We start from the raw sequence: 20,902 nt of genomic DNA, 5'->3' as shown, positions 1-20,902 counted from the left end.
CATCCGGCATAAACGTCGCAATTTGGTTTCGCATTGATCGTGTGTTAACTCGCCGCTGTCTCTGCCAGTTCCATGAGCACCGCGCGCAGGCGATCGACGCGAATCGGCTTGGTCAGGAAATAATTCATCCCCGCATCCAGGCAAGTCTGCACGTCGGAAACCTGTCCCGCGGCGGTCAACGCCACAATCGGCACGGCGGAATACGGCATGTCCATCGCACGGATGAGGCGGGTCGCTTCCAGCCCATCCATTTCCGGCATGTGCATGTCCATCAGGATCACGTCGTAGAGTTCGGCCGCCGCCGCGGCTACCGCCGCCCTGCCGTCTGCCACCATGTGCACCTGGTGGCCGGCTTTTTTCAGGAGCGATTGCGCAACCCGCTGGTTGATCTCGTTGTCTTCCGCTACCAAAATGCGCATGCCGCCATCCGGCGTCACGAGCGCTTCCCGCGGCGCCGCTTTTTCGATCGGCGGCTGCGATAATGGCAGCGTCAGCTCGAACCAGAAATCGCTGCCGACTCCTTCGGTGCTGTCGACGCCGATTTGCCCGCCCTGCAGTTCCACGATTTTCTTGCAAATCGATAGGCCCAGCCCGGTGCCGCCAAAACGACGCGTGATGGAATTGTCGGCTTGCGAGAAGGATTTGAACAAGCGTGCGAGCGCATCCGGCGCAATGCCGATACCGGTATCGCTGACCGTAAAACGCAATCTTCCTGGTGGCTCTCCAAGCTGGGCAATGCGCAAGGTGATCGTGCCCTGCTCGGTAAATTTCAGCGCATTGCCGATGAGGTTCAACAGAACCTGGCGCAGCCGACCGACGTCGCCTTGCACGAAGCGCGGCAATTCGCCCTGGTAGTCAAGTTGCAGGGCAATGCCCTTTTCCCTGGCACGGGGCGACATCAGGTTAATGACGCTTTCCGCCGTCTTGATCAGGTCGAAGCTGATGGATTCGAATTCCAGCGTGCTGGCCTCGAGCTTGGAAAAGTCCAGGATATCGTTCAGTATCGTCAGCAAGGCTTCGGCGGAATACTGCGCGGTTTCGAGGTATTCTTTCTGGCTTGGATTGGTCGCCTCCATGTTCGCCAGTTGCATCATGCCTAGCATGCCATTCATCGGCGTGCGGATTTCATGGCTCATGACAGCCAGGAATTCGGACTTGGCGCGGTTGGCTGCCTCTGCAGCCTCCTTGGCGATGGAAAGATCGTGCGTGCGTTCGGCGATCTTGCGTTCCAGGTCTTGATACAGCGTGGCGTTTTCCAGTGAAATGGCAATCTGCGTCGAGAGGATCTGCAGCAGGCCGACACGTTCAGGCGTGAAGACATCCGCCGCCAGATTGTTTTCCAGGTAAAGAATGCCGACTAGCGACCCCTGCTTTTGCAGTGGAATGCAAAGCAGCGATTTGGGCCGCGTCCGCGCAATGTAAGGGTCGCCATTGAAGCGAATGTCATCTCCGGCGTCGCCCAGCACAAGCTGATCGCCGGTGCGCTTGACGTAGTTGATGGCGCTCAGACTGAACGGCAGGTTCTCGTCGACCTGCATGGCTTGGCGCACTTCGATTCGCTCGCCTTCAATGCTGGCTTGAAGCTGCAATACGCCATCCATCAACAGCAGCAGGGCGCCGCGTTCAGCACCGGCGTTTTCAATTAGCAGTCGCATCAGTTTTTCCAGCAGCTTGTCCAGTTGAATCTCGCCCAATAGCGTGTTGGAGGCCTTGATGACCGTATCGATATCCAGGTGCTGTTCAACTGGCGGCATGCCGAGCGTCGCCTGCGCGGATCCGGTTCCCGCCACGCCGTTCAGCAAGCGAGAATAGGATTTTTCAAGCAGTCTCACTTTCGCGGTAGCGCCCCACTGGCGATAGCGAACATAGGCCTCGGCCATGTACATGCGGGCATACATCAGCTTACCCAGGCCCAGGTAGAATCGGGCGGCAAGCTCGTCGGCAAGTGATTCCTCGTTCAGATAGCCGTGCTCGCGCGCGCTGGCGATGGCAAGTTCGTACCATTCCGATGCTTCGCGGTTTCTACCTTGTACGCGCTTGAGTTCAGCCTGCACCAGCTGCCACTTATGCAGATAATTCATGGGCGCATGGCGGGCCCATAACTTCAGCTTCTTCAGTAACTGGCTAACCTGCTGGCGGGCAGCGGACTGCTGCTTCCTGTCCATGTTCGCATAACAGGCCAGCAGGCATAACGCATGATAGAAATGCCAGGCCGGGATCGATGGCATGCAGGCTGCCGAGGCAAGAAAGGGCGCGGCCAGACGCGTGCATTCGAGCGCATGCGGAAATTGTTCGAAGGTATAAGCAGCCATCGCTTCGAACAAATGCTGGTGCAACAGCGTCAGGCGGGTCGTGCTGGGAGGAGTCTGCTCGTCCTTAACCCAGCCTTCAGTGCGCAATGCGGTAACGTAACGCAGGAAGATAGCAACGGCATCCGATGAAGTCTTTTGCCGGAACTGAATTGCCTTGTCGAGACCATCCGCAAGCTTTTCCGCCAACTCGTCCAGGGGACGGCCGCCGAGCACTTCCGCGCGAAGCGCCGAAACCAGGCTGTAGCAGGCGTATTCAAATTCGCCGATTTCAAGTCCGGCCTGATAATTCTCGTACAACAGCCGCGGGGATTCCAGCAAATGTCTCGCCCAATGGAAGATCGCGCCATGGGCAAGGAAGGTCACCCGTACGCCATGGCTATCCAGGCGCTGACTGGACTGGTTCTTCAGACTGGAATCGAGCATGAGCTTGCCGACCCGGGTTGCCAGCGGAATGGATCCGCCGCCTTGAATCGCCACCATGGCATAGCCGCCCAGGGCCCATGGCAAGCCGGGGGAAAACCGCCCTCGTTCCAGCGCCAGTTCGATCTGCTTAAAAGTCAGCAATGGAAACAGCCTGGGGTTGGCGACATACGACGCTGACGCCGCCCGGCTCATGATCTTATGCTTGAGCAGTTCAATCGGTTCTTTTTCGACCGAAAAATCGAGCAGGCGTTGCTCGTCGAACTGGGACAAGAGCTTCTTGCATTGCCACAGTCGCCAGGCAATCGCATGCTTGCCGGGTTTGGCTGGCAACCTGACGCCGAGCATTTGCAAAGCTTCCAGCGCCAGCGCCAGCCCATCGGCATGCCTGTCCTGGTAAAGGCACGCGTGCACCAGCACATCGTACACCCTGGCCTTTTGCACTTTGTCGGAGGCATAGGCAAGCATCGACCTGCCGGTCGCTTCGACTTCCTGGAAGCGATGGCTCATGAAACCGCTTTCCAGTTGTTCCAATTGCAGCGCGAAATACAGTGCCGCGCTGCTTTCATCGGCTTGGCGCAACAGGGCCAAGCCGCTCGATGCCAGCTTCCAGGCCGATTCATGCGCCATCGCCGCCTTGGCCATGCGTGCAGCGGCCAAGTTAAGGTTGGCGAGCGCAGCCTTCTCTTCAGTGCTGGTGATAAGTTCACTGCCGGCGTTCAGATGGTGCGCGATATCGAAAAGATGCTCGCGGCGATGCTCATCCGCGACGGAGACATTCAGCCGCCGGCCGATGCGCAAATGCCATTCCTTGGCAGTACTTTCCGCGATATCTGCATATGCCGCCTGCTGCACCCGGTCATGCTTGAAACGATAGACATGCGCATCCGCGCCATTTGCTGTAAAAACCGCATCTGGGGCAAAGATCAATCCGGCATGCAAGGCAGGCTGAAGAAGTGAAATAGCCTGCTCATGCGCGATTTCCGCCAAGTCGGCGAGCGTCCGGTAATCGAACCGGCTGCCGATGCAGGCCGCCATCTGCAGCAACCGGCACGTCTGGTCGGGAAGACGACTCAATTCCTGGGTCAGCAAATCCACTACGTTATCGGTGATCTGCAGCGATTCGATCTCTGCCAGCTTCCAGTGCCACTGTCCCTCATGGTAGTTCAACAGATTTTCCCGGCGCAGGTTCTTGATGAACTCGCCGACAAAGAAAGGATTCCCCAAGGTCTTGCGATACACGAGCTTGCCCAGCGGCGCTGCCTCCTCCGGTGAAACCTTGACCGTATCGGCAACCAGCATGCAGAGCGTGTCTTGTTTGAACGGCATGAGCTGAATCTGATTGACCGCGACCCTGCTTCGGATGGATTCGATCGCGGCAGCCAAAGCGCTGCCGGCCTCCATCTCATTGTCGCGATACGCGCCGACGACGAGAAAGGCGGAGTCATCCAGGCCCGATAGCGACAATTCGATCAGCTCAAGCGATGCTTCGTCGGCCCATTGCAGATCGTCGAGGAACAGGACGAGCGGATGCTCCGGCCGGGCAAAGACGCCGATGAAATTCTGCACGACGTAGCGGAAGCGGTTCGATGCCTCTGTCGCCCCCAGCGGCGGCAAGGGAGGCTGCCTGCCAATGACGTATTCGAGATCGGGAATGGCATTGATGATCAGCTGTCCGTTGGCGCCAAGGGCTGTCAGCAGGCGCGATCGCCATTCCTGGATGCGGGACTCGCTCTCGGTCAGTATCTGGCGGACGAGTTCCCGGAAAGCCTGCGCGATCGCGTAATAAGGGATATTGCGCTTGAGTTGATCGAATTTGCCGGTGATGAAATAGCCGTGCATCGCCGTGACTGGTTTGTGCAATTCCTGCACGAGCGATGATTTGCCGATGCCGGCGTATCCGCCGATCAGCATCATTTCAGCCGTGCCGGCGGCGGTGCGTTCCAATGCGTGCTGCAGCTGCTCCAGCTCTGCTTGGCGTCCATACAGTTTATGCGGGATCTGCAGCCGGTCATAGACGTCGGCTTTACCCAGCTCGAATTCCGGGACTGCTCCTTCAGCCTGCCAGGCGTCAAGGCATGCCTGCAGATCCGCCTTCAGGCCAGCCAAACTCTGGTAGCGGTCCTCGGCGTTTTTCGCCAAAAGCCGCATGACGATATTGCTGACGGCCTGCGGCACTTCGCGGTTGAGCCGGTTCGGCGGCACGGCCTGACGCGCGATGTGGCCGTAGATGATTTCCATTGCGGCCCCGCCGGTGAACGGCAATTGCCCTGTCAATAGCTGGTAAAACACCACGCCAAGGGAATACAGATCGCTGCGGTAATCGACGCCCCGGTTCATGCGCCCGGTCTGTTCGGGCGAGAAGTAAGACAGCGGCAGCGATGCGTCGTTACGTATTTCGACGCTGCCATCTTCACCAATCCGGATATTGGCCGGGCATATCGCCTTGTGCATCGACGCACGGGCATACCAGCGGTCGAGACCGTCGGTAATGGCAAGGCACACTGACAAGGCGCCGTCCAGATCGAAAGTCTCGCTGCGCAGCAGCCTCACACCCGAGGCATCCGGCTCCCGGTGAAAGAAGCCTGTCTCCATTGCGCCTATTTTTTGCAACACATTCCCCAGATTATTGTTATTTATTTCATCGTTTTGCTATCTTATTGGCGAACGCCTGGGGAGACAATACCCGGATGGCACTTCCTATCGAAAGTCATCGGACGAACCAATATACAGGAGCGTATGAACATTACCAGTCTGACTGCTGAACATATCCCCCCGGGTGAAGTGGACCGTATTCACGACTTGGCAGCACGCCTGCAGGCCAAGATCATTCGCGAAAACACCGATGGCGTCATGCGGCGCGACGCCCATCCCAAGATGCATGGCGTGGTGAAGGCTGAATTCATCATCGAACCGGACTTGCCTTCAGAATTACGGGTTGGCCTGTTTGCCGAGGCGCGCACTTATCAAGCCTGGATCCGCTTTTCCAACCAGAGCCCTGGCCGGGGGCCGGACATCGGACGCGATATCCGGGGCATGGCGATCAAATTGATGGGCGTCCCCGGAGAAAAGCTGCTGGATAAGCAAAAACACGAGCAGACCCAGGATTTCATCCTTATCAGCACCAATGTTTTCGTGACCCGCGACGTCGCCGAGTTCGATGACATGATCAAAGCCATGACGGGCAGCTTCTGGGCCAAGATCGGCTTTTTCGGCCTGCGCTGGCGGGTGTTGCTGAACCTGGCTAAATCCTTGCGCAAGTTCGCCAACTCGCTCCAGATCCGCTATTTCAGCACCACGCCCTACCTGTTCGGCGACACCGCCGCCAAGTATTCCGCCGTTCCGCGAATTAGCGTTCCGGATCGGATCCCTTCCAAACCCGCGGATGATTATCTGCGCCAGGCCATGGTCGAACAGCTTCGTCGTGAAGATGTCGTATTCGACTTCGCCGTGCAATTGCGGACCGATGCCGATTCGATGCCCATCGAGGATCCGGGCAAGGCCTGGAGCGAATCCGCCTCCCCCTGGCGCAAGGTGGCAACCATTCGCATTCCGAGCCAGGAATTCGACAGCGAATCGCAACGCCTATTCGGCGAAAACCTGTCCTTCACGCCCTGGCATTGCTTGCCGGCGCACCGTCCGCTGGGCGGAATCAACCGGGCGCGCCGGGTCGTCTACGAACTGATTTCCGCGTTCCGGCACAAATGGAATGACGTGCCGCGCCGCGAGCCGACCAGCTGGGATATTGAAAACCCTATCGAAGACGATCAGGTCGGATCGACAGAACCTTCGGCAATCATGCGCAGCGCCGCCATGCCCGGCACGAAGAAATAATCGCCACCGCGGGTTTCCACCAGGCGGGGAATATTCCGCAGGAAGTGCGGCGCCTCGTCGCTATCCGGCGACACCGGCAGCACGGCCCGGCTCGGATACTCCGCGTCGTGGTTGCCGAGGATGATTTCCTTATCATTACCCGCGCGGAAGTCGTTGCCGTAATTGACCCACTGCTGCTGCACGAATTCGAACTGCCGGTGGATATCGGCCTGCATCATCAGGATGATGATGCCGTGATTGCCATCGTCGCGGCTTGAATCCTTGACTTCACCGTAAGGCAAGCCCCGGCGCAGGATACGACGGCGGTTGGCAAGCGCGCCGGGCGTATCGAAAGCGCCTGGCGTGGTTTGCAGCGAGGCGCGCGGATTGATGCGACGGATATGCGAGCTGAACGGGCATTTGGCGCCGTCGGCATCCTGATCGAACGTGAACGCGCTCAGCATCCTGTCCTGCTCCTCCGGCGACGCCTGCGCGAAGCGGCGATCCCATTCCTGCTTGGCTGCCGCATCGGGCGCATCGGCCAGCGGCGCGCCATTATCACGCCAGCGGCCGACGAATTTGGCAGCCAGCTGTTCCCTCCCTCCCGGATACGCGCTGCCTTCCGAATCCAGGAAGCTGTTGAAGCTCCCCACGTTTTCATGCAGCTTGCGATACACCATGTAGGTGCCATTACGCACCAGTGACATGGGTGACGGGGCGCGCGGATATTCTTTGGCTTCGTCGATGTGACCAAGGATGAATTCTCCTGTCGCCAGCGGCTCCCATCCCTTTGCTGTCTGCTTGCCGCGGCCGGCCACGTAGCGCTCGGCATCTGGCAAACCCTCGAAAACCGGATCGCCGATGCCATCGGTATAACCGAAATGCTCCTTGCTGGTCAGCTTGCCATTCTCCACCAGCGCATGAGCCTCTTGATACGGCAGATCATCGGCACCATCATTGCCACGGTGACCGGCCAACAATGCCACACCGCCTTCGCTTTGATTGATCTGTTCAAGCAGCCAGTGGTAGCGCTGCTCGAGAAACTCAAGCTTCTGGCCGTTAATCGAAATGAAAATATGCACCTGGCTGCCCTGCCAAACAGGATCCCAATGATCCGGCGAGCTGGGGCCGTTGTCACCCAGGATATCCTTGCGCATCTTCATGCCCATCATGAATTCCGAAGGAAATCCGCGCAGGGACGCTTCCGGCACGCCGAGCGCGCGCAAACCGGCAAAAGTAAAAGCGATATTGGTCGTCGCCTGCGGCTTCGGGATCTCGTTCGGCCCGTCACCCCAGGTCACCGCGGTTGTCACATTCCTGGAGACCGCAGCGACGAACTTGCGGCCACGCTCGCCATGACGGACTCGCAGGAACACGTAGCGCGCATACGGAAAGCTGAAGCGCCCATAGGCCTTGAGCACGTTACCCTGAATATCAAATAAATCCAGCGCCTTGGTCATCTCTTCTCCTAACGTAAACGGTACTGCCCGGGCGTCCAGCTTGGTCCTGCAAGATTGTCAGGTTGGACGCGCGCGACGAACTCGCGCCAAGCTTGCTGCAATTCCGCCGCAGGCCATCCCTGATGGTCAATGGCAAACTTGCCGAGTTCCTGCTTGAGGTAAAGCGACTTCAATTGTTCTTCGAGCGGATCGTCGTTCGAGCCGACGAAGAACAGTGAAGCGGTCAGCTGGCACTTCTTCATGTAGGCGATGAAATCCTCGGCATTGCGCACCTGGTCGAAGGCATAACAGAATTCCCAGGCATGGCGGATCTCATTGCCGATGGCCAGCCACATGCCGCGCAGGTACGCCTCCAGGTCGCCATGAAAATTACAGGAGAACACCAGGTATTTCGACTTCAGATGGTCTTCGCGCGGCAAAGCGCGCCGCCGGGCATTGTCTGAAAAAATTGAGAGAAAATCGAACCAGGTGCCGAACACATCCGCGCCTGCCAGCGACTGGGTAAATACATCATCCAGCACGAAATAACGGCACAGATAGGTTTGCGGCACGCGCGCCATCGGACTGTTTTCCAGCAAATTCCAGGCGTCCAGCCGGCTGCGCACGACATCCGCATAGGAGACTTCATCCAGATGACCATTCCTGATCGGCGACAGGATGGTCAGGGCATAGGCATTGCCACTCTTGTTAGGCATGTTTGCGTTCCTCCTGCAGCGCCGCCAGGCGTTCTTCTTCCTTGCGCACATCGCGCTGCCGCCGTTTTTCCACCTGATGGGCGGACATGCTGACGATCGGCGTGGGCCGCATGTCGCCGAGATCGTTTTGCAGATTGCGTAGCAATCCCTTGTATTGCTTCATGAATTCGTCCGGCGACGCGTCGCTGCAACTGCTGTCGAAATCCATCACCGCTTGCCGGACCTTTTTTGCCGCCTTGATATCGTTGGAAGAAGCCAGCGGATAGGCGCTGTAATAGTGCGTCGTCTCGATCTGGTTGTAGCGGATGTATTCGTGAAACGGCGTCAGTGGCACCGAGCGCGGATAACGGACATTCCATTTCCAGAACAGGTCGAGCCCGCTGGGGATCGAAAACGTGAAGGAATCGACATACTGGTCCCAGCTGCCATTGAAGTTACTGAAGAAAAGCATGTAGCTGTAATGCAGGTCTTCCTTCGGCTGGTCCGGATGCAGATGTGGAAACTGCTTGCGGCCGACGACGACCCAGCGCGCGTAGTGAATCAGCGACAGCGTGATCAATCCCTTGAGAGTGGACTTGCGCTTTTGCGCGATCCAGAAGAACAGCTTGTTAATCCAGGTCATGTACCAGCGGATCGGCGTGATCACGCTCATGGCATAGGCTTTACCGGCAATGTTCGACATGCCTCCCCCCTTGAATTCTTATTGTTTATTGTTGTGCACGATTGGTCGTGTCGGTATTTAGGTGGGTAGATTACTTAAAAGTTAATTTATCGGCAACCACAATCGAAATAGCTGAATCCCGGACTTAGCCATATGTCGCAGGCGCGCAAATTATTTCAGTGCCTGAAAAGTTTTTGCCAACTTCTCGGATGATCGCTTAATATGTGTAAAAAATTGCACAAATAATAAGCAGAGCATGGGGACGCCGCCAGACATCCACGCGATGCTTTGACAAACGATTTAGTCAGGACATAGCTATGACAATGGTTGCCGCTGCGGATATCAGCAGCCAGGATGAACTGGAATCCATGCGCGAGACGTTCGGGGAAGACTTTTCCATGCTCGCCGAACTCTATCTCGCTGACAGCCCAAAACGTATTGCCGCGTTACGCGAGGCCGCCGCCGGCGGCGATGCCGCCCAGGCAGCGCGGGTAGCGCATTCGCTTGGCGGCAGCAGCGCTTCGATCGGTGCGCCAGCGCTGGCTGCGCAATGCCTGGCGCTCGAACAGGATTGCCGCAATGGCGCCCTGGACAAACTCAGCCAGCAATTGCAGAACATAGAAACGGCGTACAAGCACTTGGAAACCAAGATCCGCGGCATGTTGCAGGCATAGCGAGACTCCGATGGCAACTTTCGGAAGGAACAGCACTATCCGCATCTTCATTGCCGACGACGATGCGACGACTCGCACCGTGCTGCGCCTGCTGCTGCAGGAGCAATCGTGCATCGTGGTAGGTGAAGCATCCGACGGCGAACGCGCATTCGAGCTTTGCTCGACGCTCAAGCCACAAATTGCCTTTCTCGATATCGACATGCCCAAGCTGAACGGCAATCAGGTCGCGCAAAAACTGCGAACGCATTATCCGGATATCGGCATCGTCATTGTCAGCGCCCTGTCGACCGTCGATAATGTCGAGGAGGCCAAATTGTCCGGAGCCAGCGCCTTCATCGTGAAGCCATTTACCGCGGCAAAACTCATCCAGGCGATGGAAGCTTGCCTGAAGAAGACCCGGCATCGGGCGGGCATGCCTGGCTGACCGGCCAAAGCCTCCGACTGCGGGAAAGACAAGGATGCAACATGCACACCATCGCTGAATCGAAAAAAAATCACCTGTGGCGCAAGGTCGTCTGGCATACCGACCCGGACGAATTTCCGCTTGGCCCGTTCCACTATGCCGAAGTGTATTGCTGCGAAGAGTCTAATGGCTATGCGGTCTGGTATGTGAGGCGCCTTGCCAAAGATGACCAGCGCAATGCGGCCGCTGTGGAAAATGGTGATTATCTGCTCGATTTCTTTCCCAAGACCGGACGTGACGATGCCATCGAGCGCGCGGTCCTGGCTGCCAATAGCGGAACAGATGCCGACGAGATCATCAATGCGTTGGACAAGCTGGCCAGCGGCGGTAAAAAGGTCTGAGTTACAGATCCTTCGGTGCCTGCCGCAGCTTGCTTACAACCGCCTGACGCTCGAATAACACCAGATCAAGCGGGCCAGAGCGGCGGCTCCTCCATCAGCGCAACCTGCTCCCGCAACTCGAGGATCCGGTCTTGCCAGTAACGCTGCGTGCCAAACCAGGGAAACGCCAGCTTGAACGCCGGATCATCCCAGCGCATGGCGAGCCACGCCGAATAGTGCAGCAAACGCAGCGTGCGCAAGGCTTCAATGAGGTGCAATTCACGCGGATTGAGTTCGACAAAATCCTCGTAACCGGCCAGCAGATCGGAAAGTTGCCGCACCCGGTCTTCACGCTCACCCGAAAGCAGCATCCATAAATCCTGGATTGCCGGTCCCATGCGGCTATCGTCGAAGTCGACGAAATGCGGACCGTCATCGGTCCAGAGCACGTTGCCGCAATGGCAGTCACCATGCAGGCGAATATTGTCCACCTCACCTGCGCGGTCAAAACAGAATCGCACACCTTGAATCGCCTGCGCCGCGACACTGCTGTACGCCTCACGCAGTTCCAAAGGAATGAAGTCGTGGGTCAGCAGATAGTCGCGCGGCTCTTCACCGAAACTGACGATATCCAGACGCGGGCGCTCGTCATACGAGCGGACTGCCCCGACTGCATGGATGCGGCCGATGAAACGTCCTATCCACTCAAGCACGGCTGGGTCCTCCACTTCCGGTGCACGGCCGCCATGACGAGGAAACACGGCAAAGCGGAATCCCTCGAAATGATGCAGGCTTTCCCCAAGCGGTTTCAATGCAGGAACGGCCGGAATTTCGCGCTCCGCCAGTTCATCGACAAATGCATGTTCTTCCAGAATCGCCGCATCGCTCCAGCGGTTTGGCCGGTAGAACTTCGCCACCAGCGGCGGTCCCTCTTCCATGCCGATCTGGTACACGCGGTTTTCATAACTGTTGAGCGCCAGCAGGCGGCCGTCACTGTACAGGCCGATGCTATCGAGGGCGTCGAGAACAGTGTCAGGCGTCAGATCCGAAAAATTGGGGGTGGCGGGCATAATCATGCTTGCAATTGTACGGCGCAAATGCGTCTCACGCCGTAAAGTGGTAAGGTGCCGGTTTTCAGCACCTGCCAGACATCACATACCTATGAATATCGAACAACCGCTCACAGACAAGGAATTCGACGAGCTTGACCAGTTTTTGCTGTCCGACCGTTGCGCCGAAGACGGCATGACCATGGATAGCCTGCATGGCTACCTGACCGCCCTGGCAATCGGCCCGCAGGAAGTGTTGATGCAGGAATGGCTGCCGCGCGTCTGGGGCGCCGAAGGCAAGCCGCCGCAATTCAAGTCGGAAAAGGAAGCGGCGCGCATCACGAGCCTGATTGCGCGTTACATGAATGAAGTCATGATGACTTTCGAGGTGGCGCCGAAGGATTTCGAACCGCTGTATTGCGAATTCGAATATGAAGGCAAGCAATTGATCGATGGCGAAGCGTGGGCCTGGGGCTTCCTGGAAGGCGTGGACTTGCGTGCCGATGCGTGGGAGCCGATCTGGGATTCCAACCTGGAACCGCTGATGCGTTCGATTTATTTGCTCGGCGCTGAAGAGATCGAAGAAGAGGAAATGCCGCTGGTGGACGATCCCGTCAAGCGGAATAAACTGGCGATCGAAGTGGAAGCGGCAATTCCCGCGATCCATAAATTCTGGCAGCCGCACCGCAAGTCAGCCGTTACTACTGTGGAACGTAAGGAAGCCAAGATTGGCCGCAACGACGACTGCCCTTGCGGCAGCGGGAAGAAGTACAAGAAATGCTGCGGTTCCGATGCGGCGTAAGCTTGATGCCGAAATCTGTGAGCTTCGCGAAAATAGCAATGTTTGAACTGATTGAAACTGGTTACCAGCTTGCTTCGCAAAGCGACTGCGCCTGCCAGTAACGGGCAAGCGCAGTTCACACAATCGGCATTACAGCTTGATGAAATGCTCGCGGTAATATTTCAGTTCTTCGACCGATTCAATGATGTCAGCCAGGGCGGTATGCTTTTGATGTTTTTTGAAACCGGTGGCCAGTTCCGGTTTCCAGCGCCGGCACAATTCCTTCAAAGTAGAAACATCAAGGTTCCGATAGTGGAAGAAGGCTTCGAGCTTGGGCATTCCACGCACCATGAAGCGGCGATCCTGGCAAATGGAATTACCGCACATCGGGGATTTGCCCGCAGGGACGAAATGCTTCAAGAACGCAATGATGGCGCTTTCGGCATCGGCTTCCGATACGGTTGATGCCTTCACCCTGTCGATCAGACCAGAACGGCCATGGGTTCCCTTGTTCCAGGCATCCATCTTGTCCAGGACTTCATCCGGTTGATGGATTGCAAATACCGGCCCCTCAGCCAGAACGTTCAGATTCGGGTCGGTCACCACCACCGCGACTTCGATGATGCGGTCATTGTCGGGGTCCAGGCCAGTCATTTCCATATCGACCCAGACCAGGTTGAATTCATTGGGACGCGCCGGATTGGCCGGCACCGTGGCTTGCAAATCAGTAGGTTGTGACATAATTGTTTTTCCTTGGAAGTCCGCTATTTTCTCATAGGCCAAGAATGAATTCTTACGCGTTTTCGCTTTTATTCATCGCTTTTCTCGTCGCGACCCTCGCCGTGCGCTTCTGGCTCAGCTCGCGCCAGATCCGCCATATTCTGGCGCACCGCCATGCCGTGCCGGCCCAGTTCGCGGAAAAAATCTCGCTGACTGCCCACCAGAAAGCTGCCGATTACACCATAGCCAAAGTCAAGCTGGGCATGGTCATGCTGGTCGTAAATGCCGCTGTCCTGATCGGCTTTACTTTCCTCGGCGGCCTACAGTGGCTGTCGACGACGATCCTCGATCTTACCGGCCCCGGCATGACATATCAAATCGCCTTGCTGGCGGCCTTTGCTGTTATCTCCGGCCTAGTGGACTTGCCCTTCAATTATTATTCCCAGTTCGGCCTGGAACAGAAATTCGGCTTCAACAAGATGACGCCTGCCCTGTTCTTCAGGGACATGGTCAAGGGCGTGGGGCTTGGCGCCGCCATCGGCCTGCCGCTGGTGTGGGTCATCCTGACCTTGATGGACAAGGCCGGCGACCTCTGGTGGCTGTATGCCTGGCTGGTGTGGTGCGGCTTCCAGTTACTGATGCTGGTGCTCTATCCCACCGTCATCGCGCCGATGTTCAATAAATTCACGCCGCTGGAAGACGAGAGTTTGAAAACCCGCATCGAGAATCTGATGCATCGCGTCGGCTTCGCTTCCAAGGGCTTGTTCGTCATGGATGGCTCCAAGCGCAGCGCGCACGGCAATGCCTACTTTTCCGGCTTTGGCGCCGCCAAGCGCATCGTCTTTTTCGACACCCTGCTCTCGCGCCTGGCGCCGCAGGAAGTCGAAGCTGTATTGGCACATGAGCTGGGCCACTTCAAGATGAAGCATATCGTCAAGCGCATCGTCGTGATCTTCGCACTGTCGCTGGCTTTCCTGGCCCTGCTCGGCTATCTCAAGACCCAGGTCTGGTTCTACACCGGCCTGGGCGTCGATCCGCAGATGGGCGCCAGCAACGATGCCATGGCACTGATCCTGTTCTCGCTGGCGCTGCCGGTGTTCACCTTCCTGTTCTCGCCGATCGCTTCGCTCAGCTCGCGCAAGCATGAATTCGAAGCCGACGCCTTCGCCGCCAAGCACAGCAGCGCATCCGACCTGGTCAGCGCGCTGGTCAAGCTGTACGAAGACAATGCCTCGACGCTGACGCCCGACCCGTTGCACTCGGCTTTCTACGACTCGCATCCGCCGGCGTCGTTGCGCATCGAGCGCCTGCTCACGGCACGGTCGGCATAACGGCAATCCTGGAGTCCCAATGATCACGACAGCTGAATTACTGACGAAGAAATGCCATCACCAGCAGGCGGCACTGAGCGACGCGCAAGTGCAGGAATACCTGGCCGCCGTTCCTGCCTGGCAAATCCAGGATGGCAGGGTAACGCGCCGCTTCGATTTCAAGAACTATTACGAGACGCTCGCCTTCGTCAACGCCATCGCGTACATGATCCATGCCGAAGATCACCACCCGGTCTTGAATATCACTTACAACCATTGCACCGTGAAGTACCACACGCATTCAGTCAATGCAGGCCAAGGCGGCCTGTCGGAAAACGACTTTATTTGTGCTGCCAAGGTGGATGCCATCTACGCCGGATCGTATAGCGAATCGAAGTCCTGATGGCTCATCTGACTGCAACCATAATTGCCGCGCATGGCCGCCACTATCTCGGCGAAGTCGATGGCAAGCTGCTTCATTGCGTCACGCGTGGCAAGAAAAGCGATGTCGCCGTCGGTGACCGGGTCCAGGTAAAACAAACCTCGCCCGATCAGGCCGTCATCGAAGCCATCGACGAGCGCAAGACGCTGCTGTTCCGTTCCGACCAGTACAAGTCGAAACTGCTGGCAGCGAATCTTACTCAACTGTTCATCGTCGTGGCGACCGAACCGGGCTTTTCCGATGACCTCGTGTCGCGTTCGCTGATTGCTGCCGAAGCTGCCGGCATCAAAGTCCAGATCATCCTCAACAAGACCGATGTGGTGGAACTCTTGCCGAAGGCACGTGAACGCGTCGCGCTATATGCTGGACTGGGCTATCCGATTCATGAAGTGTCCGTGCGTGCCGCTCCTGATGCCACGCGCGCCATTCTGGAGCCGCTGCTGCATGGCGAGAGCTCGATTTTCATCGGCCAGTCCGGCATGGGCAAATCCTCGCTGATCAACCTGCTCGTGCCAGATGTCGAGATCGCCACGCGCGAAATTTCCGCCGCACTCGATACCGGCAAACACACTACGACGTTTACCCGGTTGTACAAAATCGATGAGACCACCAGCGTGATCGACTCGCCCGGCTTTCAGGAGTTCGGTCTCTATCACCTGACCGAAGGCATGATGGAGCGCGCCTTTGTCGAATTCGCGCCACATCTGGGCAAATGCAAGTTCTACAATTGCCATCACCTGAATGAACCATCCTGCGCAGTACTGGAAGCGGTTCAGTCAGGCGAGATTACCGAGATACGTCACGACTTGTATCGACAACTGGTGCACGAAGCGTCGCAGAAGATCGGGTATTGAACAAGCTCTTTTCAAAGGCTTGGCTTATTCACCATCAGGAAATACACCACCATCATGCAGGCAAACGCCGGATAGCCGAGGCCTTCCCACCACCGCGCATAACGCCAGTAAAGTATCGGCAGTGGCCCGCCAGTCTTGGCAGCATGTTCAGCCATGCGTCGCATGCGGATCTGCAGCCACACCACCGGCAGCCAGCATGCGCCCGTGATGAAGTACAGGATGAAAGACCACGCCACCCATGGTGTACTGATCGACCAGCCGGCCATATGCAGCAGCGCGATGCCGGTAACAGGTTGCAGGATCACAGCCGGCGTCGTGAAAATCCAGTCGGCCAGTACGACGAAGCGCGCAACGATGGCTTGCGCCTCCACGCTCTTGCTGCGATTGACACAGAACAGATAAAAGGCCGAGCCGAAACCGACGCCGACCAATACCACGGACGATAAAATGTGCAGCGTCTTGAGTAGCAAATAAGTGGACACGATCAAGTCACCCCTTCCTGGTTTCAAATGCATCCAACACGATCAGCAGTGCCAGAATCGCAATGTTTTTCAAAATCGGCCCGAACGGATGCAGCCAATATTCGGGCAAGAAAATTGAAATGATGATTGTGTAACCCGCGATGAGCGCCATTTGTAGCCGCCAGAGCAGACGCCCTGACGCAAGCAGCGTGGCCAGACCAAAAGCCAGATCGAGCAGCGCCGCGCCATAGAGCGCGATATCCGCAACGACATTATGCAAGCCGACTCGCCGCAGCAAGTCCAGGCTTTGGTCGACCGGAAAAATCCCCAAGGACAGTACGCCGGTAATGATCCACACCAGTGCCAGCGCCAGGCGGAATAGGGGCAAAGACCAGGCTGCAATTGCCTGCGTCCTCAGCATGTCCGGCGACAAGCCCGAGAACCAAGCATCGGCACCACGCGGCTTATGCCCCAGCAGTCGCGAGAACTTTGCGCTATCTGCCACATTCCCTTCCTCCAGCATGCGCAGGGAGACCGGTGACAGTACGCTTGCCGGAAACAGCGCCGCCAGCCACGCCGCCATGTTCATGAAGAACATCGGCACCGGCAACCAGATCGGCGGCGCAAGCTGCATCGCATCACGATAAGCCTGCAGCATGCCGCGATAAGTCATTGCCTCGGGGCCGACCGCGGCAATCACTTGACGAGTGGGTTCGGATGATTCCAGCAAGTTCAGCACGGCAGCGCAAATGTCGTCGATATGAACAGGCTGCAGAAGCTGTAGCCCCTTCCCTGGCAAGCCGATCACCGGCAGGCTCGCGAACACGCGAAACAGTCTGCTGCTGGCGCCATCCGCGCCCACGATCAGCGAGGGCCGCAGGATGCTCCAGTCGAGGCTGGTTTGCCGCAGATAGGCATCCGCTTCACGCTTGCTGCGCATATAGAGCGTCGAACCCATCTCATTTGCGCCGCCCAGTGCCGAAATCTGGATCACACGTCTGACACCCGCCATTTCACACGCCTTGAACAATGCAATGGGCGCATCGCGATGAATGGCATCGAAACGCCGTTGACCAATCTCCTGCAGAATGCCTACCGCATTAATGACGGCATCCACGCCAGCCAGTCGCGGCAGCCATGTTTCAGGATCCAGATCGCGCCCATAATCCATTGCCACGTCCGAAGGCCTCTCTGGCTTGCGAACGCCATGCACGACTTCATGCCCAGCCTTGACCAGCGAAACACAAAGATGCTGTCCGATGAAGCCGCTGGCGCCGCAAACCAGAATTTTCACGCTGCCTCCTTCGCTGTATTGCACGATCCGGAATTAATGGATTAACACATCAAAATTTTTCGTAATTTCTGTTAAAACAGAAATTCATGAGCAAAAAAATTTCCTGCGTTATTCCTCCGACTTGCTACCGCTACGATTATCTCCGCGTACAAACTTTTGCACCGTTGCGCCCATCTTCAACAGCTTCATCAGGGTCGCCGGCTCCAGCCGCAGCATTTCATCGGTCCACGAAGTCAGCGTTTCCATGAGTGCCAGGGTTTCGGCAATACGCTGCTGCGCCGCCTTGTCCTCCTGCGCCAGCTCCGGGCTGCCCAAGCATTCACGCAAGGTGCCAATCGTCGGGTCAAGCTCGCGCGTCTTGCGCTCGCGGACGATCGTCCTGAACAGTTCCCAGATATCCAGCGAAGTCTCAAAGTGATCGCGCCGGTCGCCCATGATGTGCGCGACTTTCACCAGCTTCCAGTTTTGCAGCTCTTTCAGGCTCGTCGACACATTCGACCGCGCCACGCCCAGGGTCTCGGCGATTTCCTCGGCATGCATGGGCTTGCCGGTAATGTACAAGAGCGCATGGATCTGGCTGACGGTGCGGTTCACGCCCCAGCGGGATCCCATTTCCCCCCAGTGCAGTACAAATTTTTGCGAGATCGGTGTGAGTTCCATGTCAATAACCTACGCTTTTCTATAATTTCAGTCAATACTGAAATTATAGAAACCATTGAATTATTAATGACGCTCTGCGCTAAACCAATGAGTTCTTTTTCCCTTCTGTCATTCCCGCCACAAAACTCTTATAATTGAAGCAGTTACAGCAAATTTACCGGCGGCAGGCGCCACCCTTGCCGCCGTTTCCATTTATGGCAATCAAACATTTCCTGCAATTTTCGGACTTCACGCTCGACGAATACGAGTACGTCATCGCACGTGCCCGCATCATCAAACAAAAGTTCAAGAATTACGAACCGCATCCGACGCTGGCCGACCGTACGCTGGTCATGGTATTCGAAAAGAATTCGACGCGTACCCGCCTGTCGTTTGAAGCCGGCATGCATCAAATGGGCGGCGCGGCCATTTACCTGAACACGCGCGACAGCCAGCTTGGCCGCGGCGAACCGGTAGAAGATGCGGCACAAGTCATGTCGCGCATGTGCGACGTGATCATGATCCGCACCTTCGGCCAGGAGATCATCGAGCGCTTCGCCAAGCATTCACGCGTGCCGGTCATTAATGGCTTGACCAACGAGCACCATCCCTGCCAGGTGCTGGCCGATGTCTTTACCTATATCGAGCATCGCGGTTCCATCGCCGGCAAGACCGTGGCCTGGGTAGGCGACGCCAACAATATGCTCTATTCCTGGCTGCAGGCCGCGCAGGTGTTCGGCTTCCATGTCAATGTATCGACTCCGGAAGGCTATCCGATCGACCAGTCGCTGGTGGCGCCGGATAATGATCGCTATACCTTCTTTGCCAATCCCTCCGACGCTTGCCAGGACGCAGACCTCGTCACCACCGATGTCTGGACTAGCATGGGCTTCGAGGAAGAAAACGCCGCGCGCCTGAAAGCTTTCGACGGCTGGATCGTCGATGCCGCCAAGATGAAGCGCGCCCGTCCCGATGCCCTCTTCATGCACTGCCTGCCGGCGCACCGCGGCGAGGAAGTCGCGGCCGAAGTCATCGATGGCCCGCAGTCGGTAGTCTGGGATGAAGCCGAGAACCGCCTGCATGTGCAAAAGGCCTTGCTGGAATATCTGGTGTTGGGCAGGCTCAGCTGAACACTCCTATTTATTTACCTTAAGTACGCGAAGCAGAAATCATGTCGACCATTCTTCAGTCCGTTCCCGTCAACCAAAAAGTGGGCATCGCCTTTTCCGGCGGCCTCGACACCAGCGCCGCGCTGCACTGGATGCGCCAGAAAGGCGCGATTCCCTACGCGTACACCGCAAACCTGGGACAACCAGACGAGCCGGATTACGACGCCATCCCGAAAAAAGCCAAGCAATACGGCGCCGAGCAAGCGCGCCTGATCGATTGCCGCGAACAGCTGGTCGCCGAAGGCATAGCCGCCCTGCAAAGCGGCGCTTTCCACATCTCCACCGCCGGCGTCACTTACTTCAACACCACGCCGCTGGGCCGCGCCGTCACCGGCACCATGCTGGTGGCCGCCATGCAGGAAGATAACGTCGACATCTGGGGCGACGGCTCCACCTTCAAGGGCAACGACATCGAGCGCTTCTACCGCTACGGTCTGCTGGTCAACCCGGCTCTGCGCATCTACAAGCCGTGGCTCGATGACACCTTCATCCAGGAACTCGGCGGCCGCAAGGAAATGTCGGAATTCCTGATCAAGTCCGGTTTCGACTACAAGATGTCGGTCGAAAAAGCTTATTCGACTGACTCCAATATCCTGGGCGCCACGCACGAGGCGAAAGACCTCGAGCATCTCAACAGCGGCATGAAAATTGTCCAGCCGATCATGGGCGTGGCGTTCTGGCGCGATGACGTCGAAGTCAAGCGCGAAGAAGTAACGGTGCGTTTCGAAGAAGGCCGTCCGGTCGCGCTCAACGGCATCACCTTTGCCAATGCGGTCGACCTGCTGATGGAAGCGAACCGCATCGGCGGCCGCCACGGTCTGGGCATGAGCGACCAGATCGAAAACCGCATCATCGAAGCCAAGAGCCGCGGCATTTACGAAGCCCCGGGCCTGGCGCTGCTGTTCATCGCCTACGAGCGCCTGGTCACCGGCATCCATAACGAAGACACCATCGAGCAATACCGCGAAAACGGCCGCAAGCTCGGCCGCCTGCTGTACCAGGGCCGCTGGTTCGACCCGCAAGCCATCATGCTGCGCGAAGCGTCGCAGCGCTGGGTCGCCCGCGCCGTCACCGGCGAAGTGACCGTGGAACTGCGCCGCGGTAACGACTACTCGATTCTGAACACCGAGTCGCCGAATCTCACCTACGCACCGGAACGCCTGTCGATGGAAAAAGTGGAAGACGCGCCTTTCACCCCGCAAGACCGTATCGGCCAGCTGACCATGCGCAATCTGGATATCACCGACACTCGCAACAAGCTGGGCATCTACAACGATGTCGGCCTGCTGAACGCGAACTCCTCGGTCGCCCTGCCGCGCCTGACCAAGGACGGCGACAAATAAGAATCACCATTCACAATCCATA

General features: G+C 57.4%; 19 protein-coding genes. 10 read left to right on the top strand and 9 right to left on the bottom strand.

The annotated features are described in order from the left end of the window. Positions 1-44: 44 nt before the first annotated feature. Entirely contained in the window at positions 45-5,327 is a 5,283-nt protein-coding gene (locus EDC30_RS05350; RefSeq protein ID WP_132257745.1) for a hybrid sensor histidine kinase/response regulator, read from the bottom strand. Positions 5,328-5,471: 144 nt separating this feature from the next. Between EDC30_RS05350 and EDC30_RS05345 the strand changes: the two genes are divergently transcribed. Beyond that, positions 5,472-6,566 (top strand): catalase family protein, encoded by a 1,095-nt coding sequence (locus EDC30_RS05345; RefSeq protein ID WP_132257744.1) that lies wholly within the window; start codon positions 5,472-5,474, stop codon positions 6,564-6,566. Here the strand turns inward: EDC30_RS05345 and EDC30_RS05340 are convergent. From EDC30_RS05340 to EDC30_RS05330, 3 genes are read right to left on the bottom strand one after another with little or no spacing between them, the layout of a single operon-like run. Next, positions 6,500-8,005, bottom strand: coding sequence for a Dyp-type peroxidase (locus tag EDC30_RS05340; RefSeq protein ID WP_132257743.1), 1,506 nt, complete (start codon positions 8,003-8,005; stop codon positions 6,500-6,502). The genes EDC30_RS05345 and EDC30_RS05340 overlap by 67 nt on opposite strands. 8 nt (positions 8,006-8,013) lie before the next feature. Beyond that, the gene (locus EDC30_RS05335) at positions 8,014-8,700 is read right to left on the bottom strand and encodes a hypothetical protein (protein WP_132257742.1); all 687 of its coding nucleotides are present in this window, start codon (positions 8,698-8,700) and stop codon (positions 8,014-8,016) included. After that, positions 8,693-9,382, bottom strand: coding sequence for a hypothetical protein (locus tag EDC30_RS05330; RefSeq protein ID WP_207907210.1), 690 nt, complete (start codon positions 9,380-9,382; stop codon positions 8,693-8,695). Before EDC30_RS05330 ends, EDC30_RS05335 begins: the two co-directional genes overlap by 8 nt. Before the next feature lie 296 nt (positions 9,383-9,678). Between EDC30_RS05330 and EDC30_RS05325 the strand changes: the two genes are divergently transcribed. Genes EDC30_RS05325 through EDC30_RS05315 form a run of 3 tightly spaced genes read left to right on the top strand, consistent with a single transcriptional unit; the run spans position 9,679 to position 10,839 of the window. After that, complete coding sequence (locus EDC30_RS05325; protein WP_132257741.1) at positions 9,679-10,035, top strand: Hpt domain-containing protein; 357 nt, start codon at positions 9,679-9,681, stop codon at positions 10,033-10,035. Between the two features lie 10 nt (positions 10,036-10,045). Beyond that, complete coding sequence (locus EDC30_RS05320; protein ID WP_132257740.1) at positions 10,046-10,459, top strand: response regulator transcription factor; 414 nt, start codon at positions 10,046-10,048, stop codon at positions 10,457-10,459. A 41-nt stretch (positions 10,460-10,500) separates the two neighbouring features. Next, entirely contained in the window at positions 10,501-10,839 is a 339-nt protein-coding gene (locus EDC30_RS05315; RefSeq protein WP_132257739.1) for a hypothetical protein, read from the top strand. 65 nt (positions 10,840-10,904) lie between these two features. Here the strand turns inward: EDC30_RS05315 and EDC30_RS05310 are convergent, their stop codons facing one another. Continuing rightward, positions 10,905-11,888 (bottom strand): serine/threonine protein kinase, encoded by a 984-nt coding sequence (locus EDC30_RS05310; RefSeq protein WP_424446900.1) that lies wholly within the window; start codon positions 11,886-11,888, stop codon positions 10,905-10,907. Positions 11,889-11,979: 91 nt separating this feature from the next. Here EDC30_RS05310 and EDC30_RS05305 point away from each other — a divergent pair, with 91 nt between their 5' ends. Beyond that, on the top strand, positions 11,980-12,669 hold the full coding sequence (locus tag EDC30_RS05305) for a UPF0149 family protein (protein WP_132257737.1): 690 nt from the start codon (positions 11,980-11,982) through the stop codon (positions 12,667-12,669). Between the two features lie 129 nt (positions 12,670-12,798). On the opposite strand, the gene orn is transcribed toward EDC30_RS05305, so the two are convergent. Continuing rightward, positions 12,799-13,389, bottom strand: a complete 591-nt coding sequence (orn, locus tag EDC30_RS05300; protein ID WP_132257736.1) for an oligoribonuclease — start codon at positions 13,387-13,389, stop codon at positions 12,799-12,801. 44 nt (positions 13,390-13,433) lie between these two features. Here orn and EDC30_RS05295 point away from each other — a divergent pair, with 44 nt between their 5' ends. The 3 genes from EDC30_RS05295 to rsgA are packed head-to-tail and all read left to right on the top strand — an operon-like array spanning position 13,434 to position 15,974. Beyond that, positions 13,434-14,699 carry a M48 family metallopeptidase gene (locus EDC30_RS05295; protein WP_132257735.1) on the top strand — a complete coding sequence of 422 codons (1,266 nt, stop codon included), beginning with the start codon at positions 13,434-13,436 and terminating at the stop codon, positions 14,697-14,699. Positions 14,700-14,718: 19 nt separating this feature from the next. Next, the gene (locus EDC30_RS05290; protein ID WP_132257734.1) at positions 14,719-15,081 is read left to right on the top strand and encodes a 4a-hydroxytetrahydrobiopterin dehydratase; all 363 of its coding nucleotides are present in this window, start codon (positions 14,719-14,721) and stop codon (positions 15,079-15,081) included. Then, on the top strand, positions 15,081-15,974 hold the full coding sequence (gene rsgA, locus EDC30_RS05285; RefSeq protein WP_132257733.1) for a ribosome small subunit-dependent GTPase A: 894 nt from the start codon (positions 15,081-15,083) through the stop codon (positions 15,972-15,974). The genes EDC30_RS05290 and rsgA overlap by 1 nt, the downstream gene beginning before the upstream one ends. An 11-nt stretch (positions 15,975-15,985) precedes the next feature. Here the strand turns inward: rsgA and EDC30_RS05280 are convergent, their stop codons facing one another. From EDC30_RS05280 to EDC30_RS05270, 3 genes are all read right to left on the bottom strand, one after another. Further along, positions 15,986-16,456 (bottom strand): DUF2269 family protein, encoded by a 471-nt coding sequence (locus EDC30_RS05280; protein ID WP_132257732.1) that lies wholly within the window; start codon positions 16,454-16,456, stop codon positions 15,986-15,988. A 7-nt stretch (positions 16,457-16,463) separates the two neighbouring features. Beyond that, the gene (locus tag EDC30_RS05275) at positions 16,464-17,729 is read right to left on the bottom strand and encodes an SDR family oxidoreductase (protein ID WP_243656657.1); all 1,266 of its coding nucleotides are present in this window, start codon (positions 17,727-17,729) and stop codon (positions 16,464-16,466) included. A gap of 108 nt (positions 17,730-17,837) precedes the next feature. Further along, positions 17,838-18,389, bottom strand: a complete 552-nt coding sequence (locus tag EDC30_RS05270) for a GbsR/MarR family transcriptional regulator (RefSeq protein WP_132257730.1) — start codon at positions 18,387-18,389, stop codon at positions 17,838-17,840. 194 nt (positions 18,390-18,583) lie between these two features. On the opposite strand from EDC30_RS05270, the gene argF reads away from it, so the two are divergent. Together argF and argG are read left to right on the top strand one after the other, a co-directional pair. Further along, positions 18,584-19,498, top strand: a complete 915-nt coding sequence (argF, locus tag EDC30_RS05265) for an ornithine carbamoyltransferase (protein ID WP_132257729.1) — start codon at positions 18,584-18,586, stop codon at positions 19,496-19,498. A gap of 41 nt (positions 19,499-19,539) precedes the next feature. Beyond that, positions 19,540-20,880 carry an argininosuccinate synthase gene (gene argG / locus EDC30_RS05260; protein WP_132257728.1) on the top strand — a complete coding sequence of 447 codons (1,341 nt, stop codon included), beginning with the start codon at positions 19,540-19,542 and terminating at the stop codon, positions 20,878-20,880. The last annotated feature ends 22 nt before the right edge of the window (positions 20,881-20,902 follow it).

The organism is Paucimonas lemoignei (assembly GCF_004342585.1).
In the GTDB taxonomy this organism is placed as follows: domain Bacteria; phylum Pseudomonadota; class Gammaproteobacteria; order Burkholderiales; family Burkholderiaceae_D; genus Paucimonas; species Paucimonas lemoignei.
The sequence above is the reverse complement of the archived record's forward strand: the minus strand, read 5'-3'. Positions and strand labels throughout refer to the sequence as shown.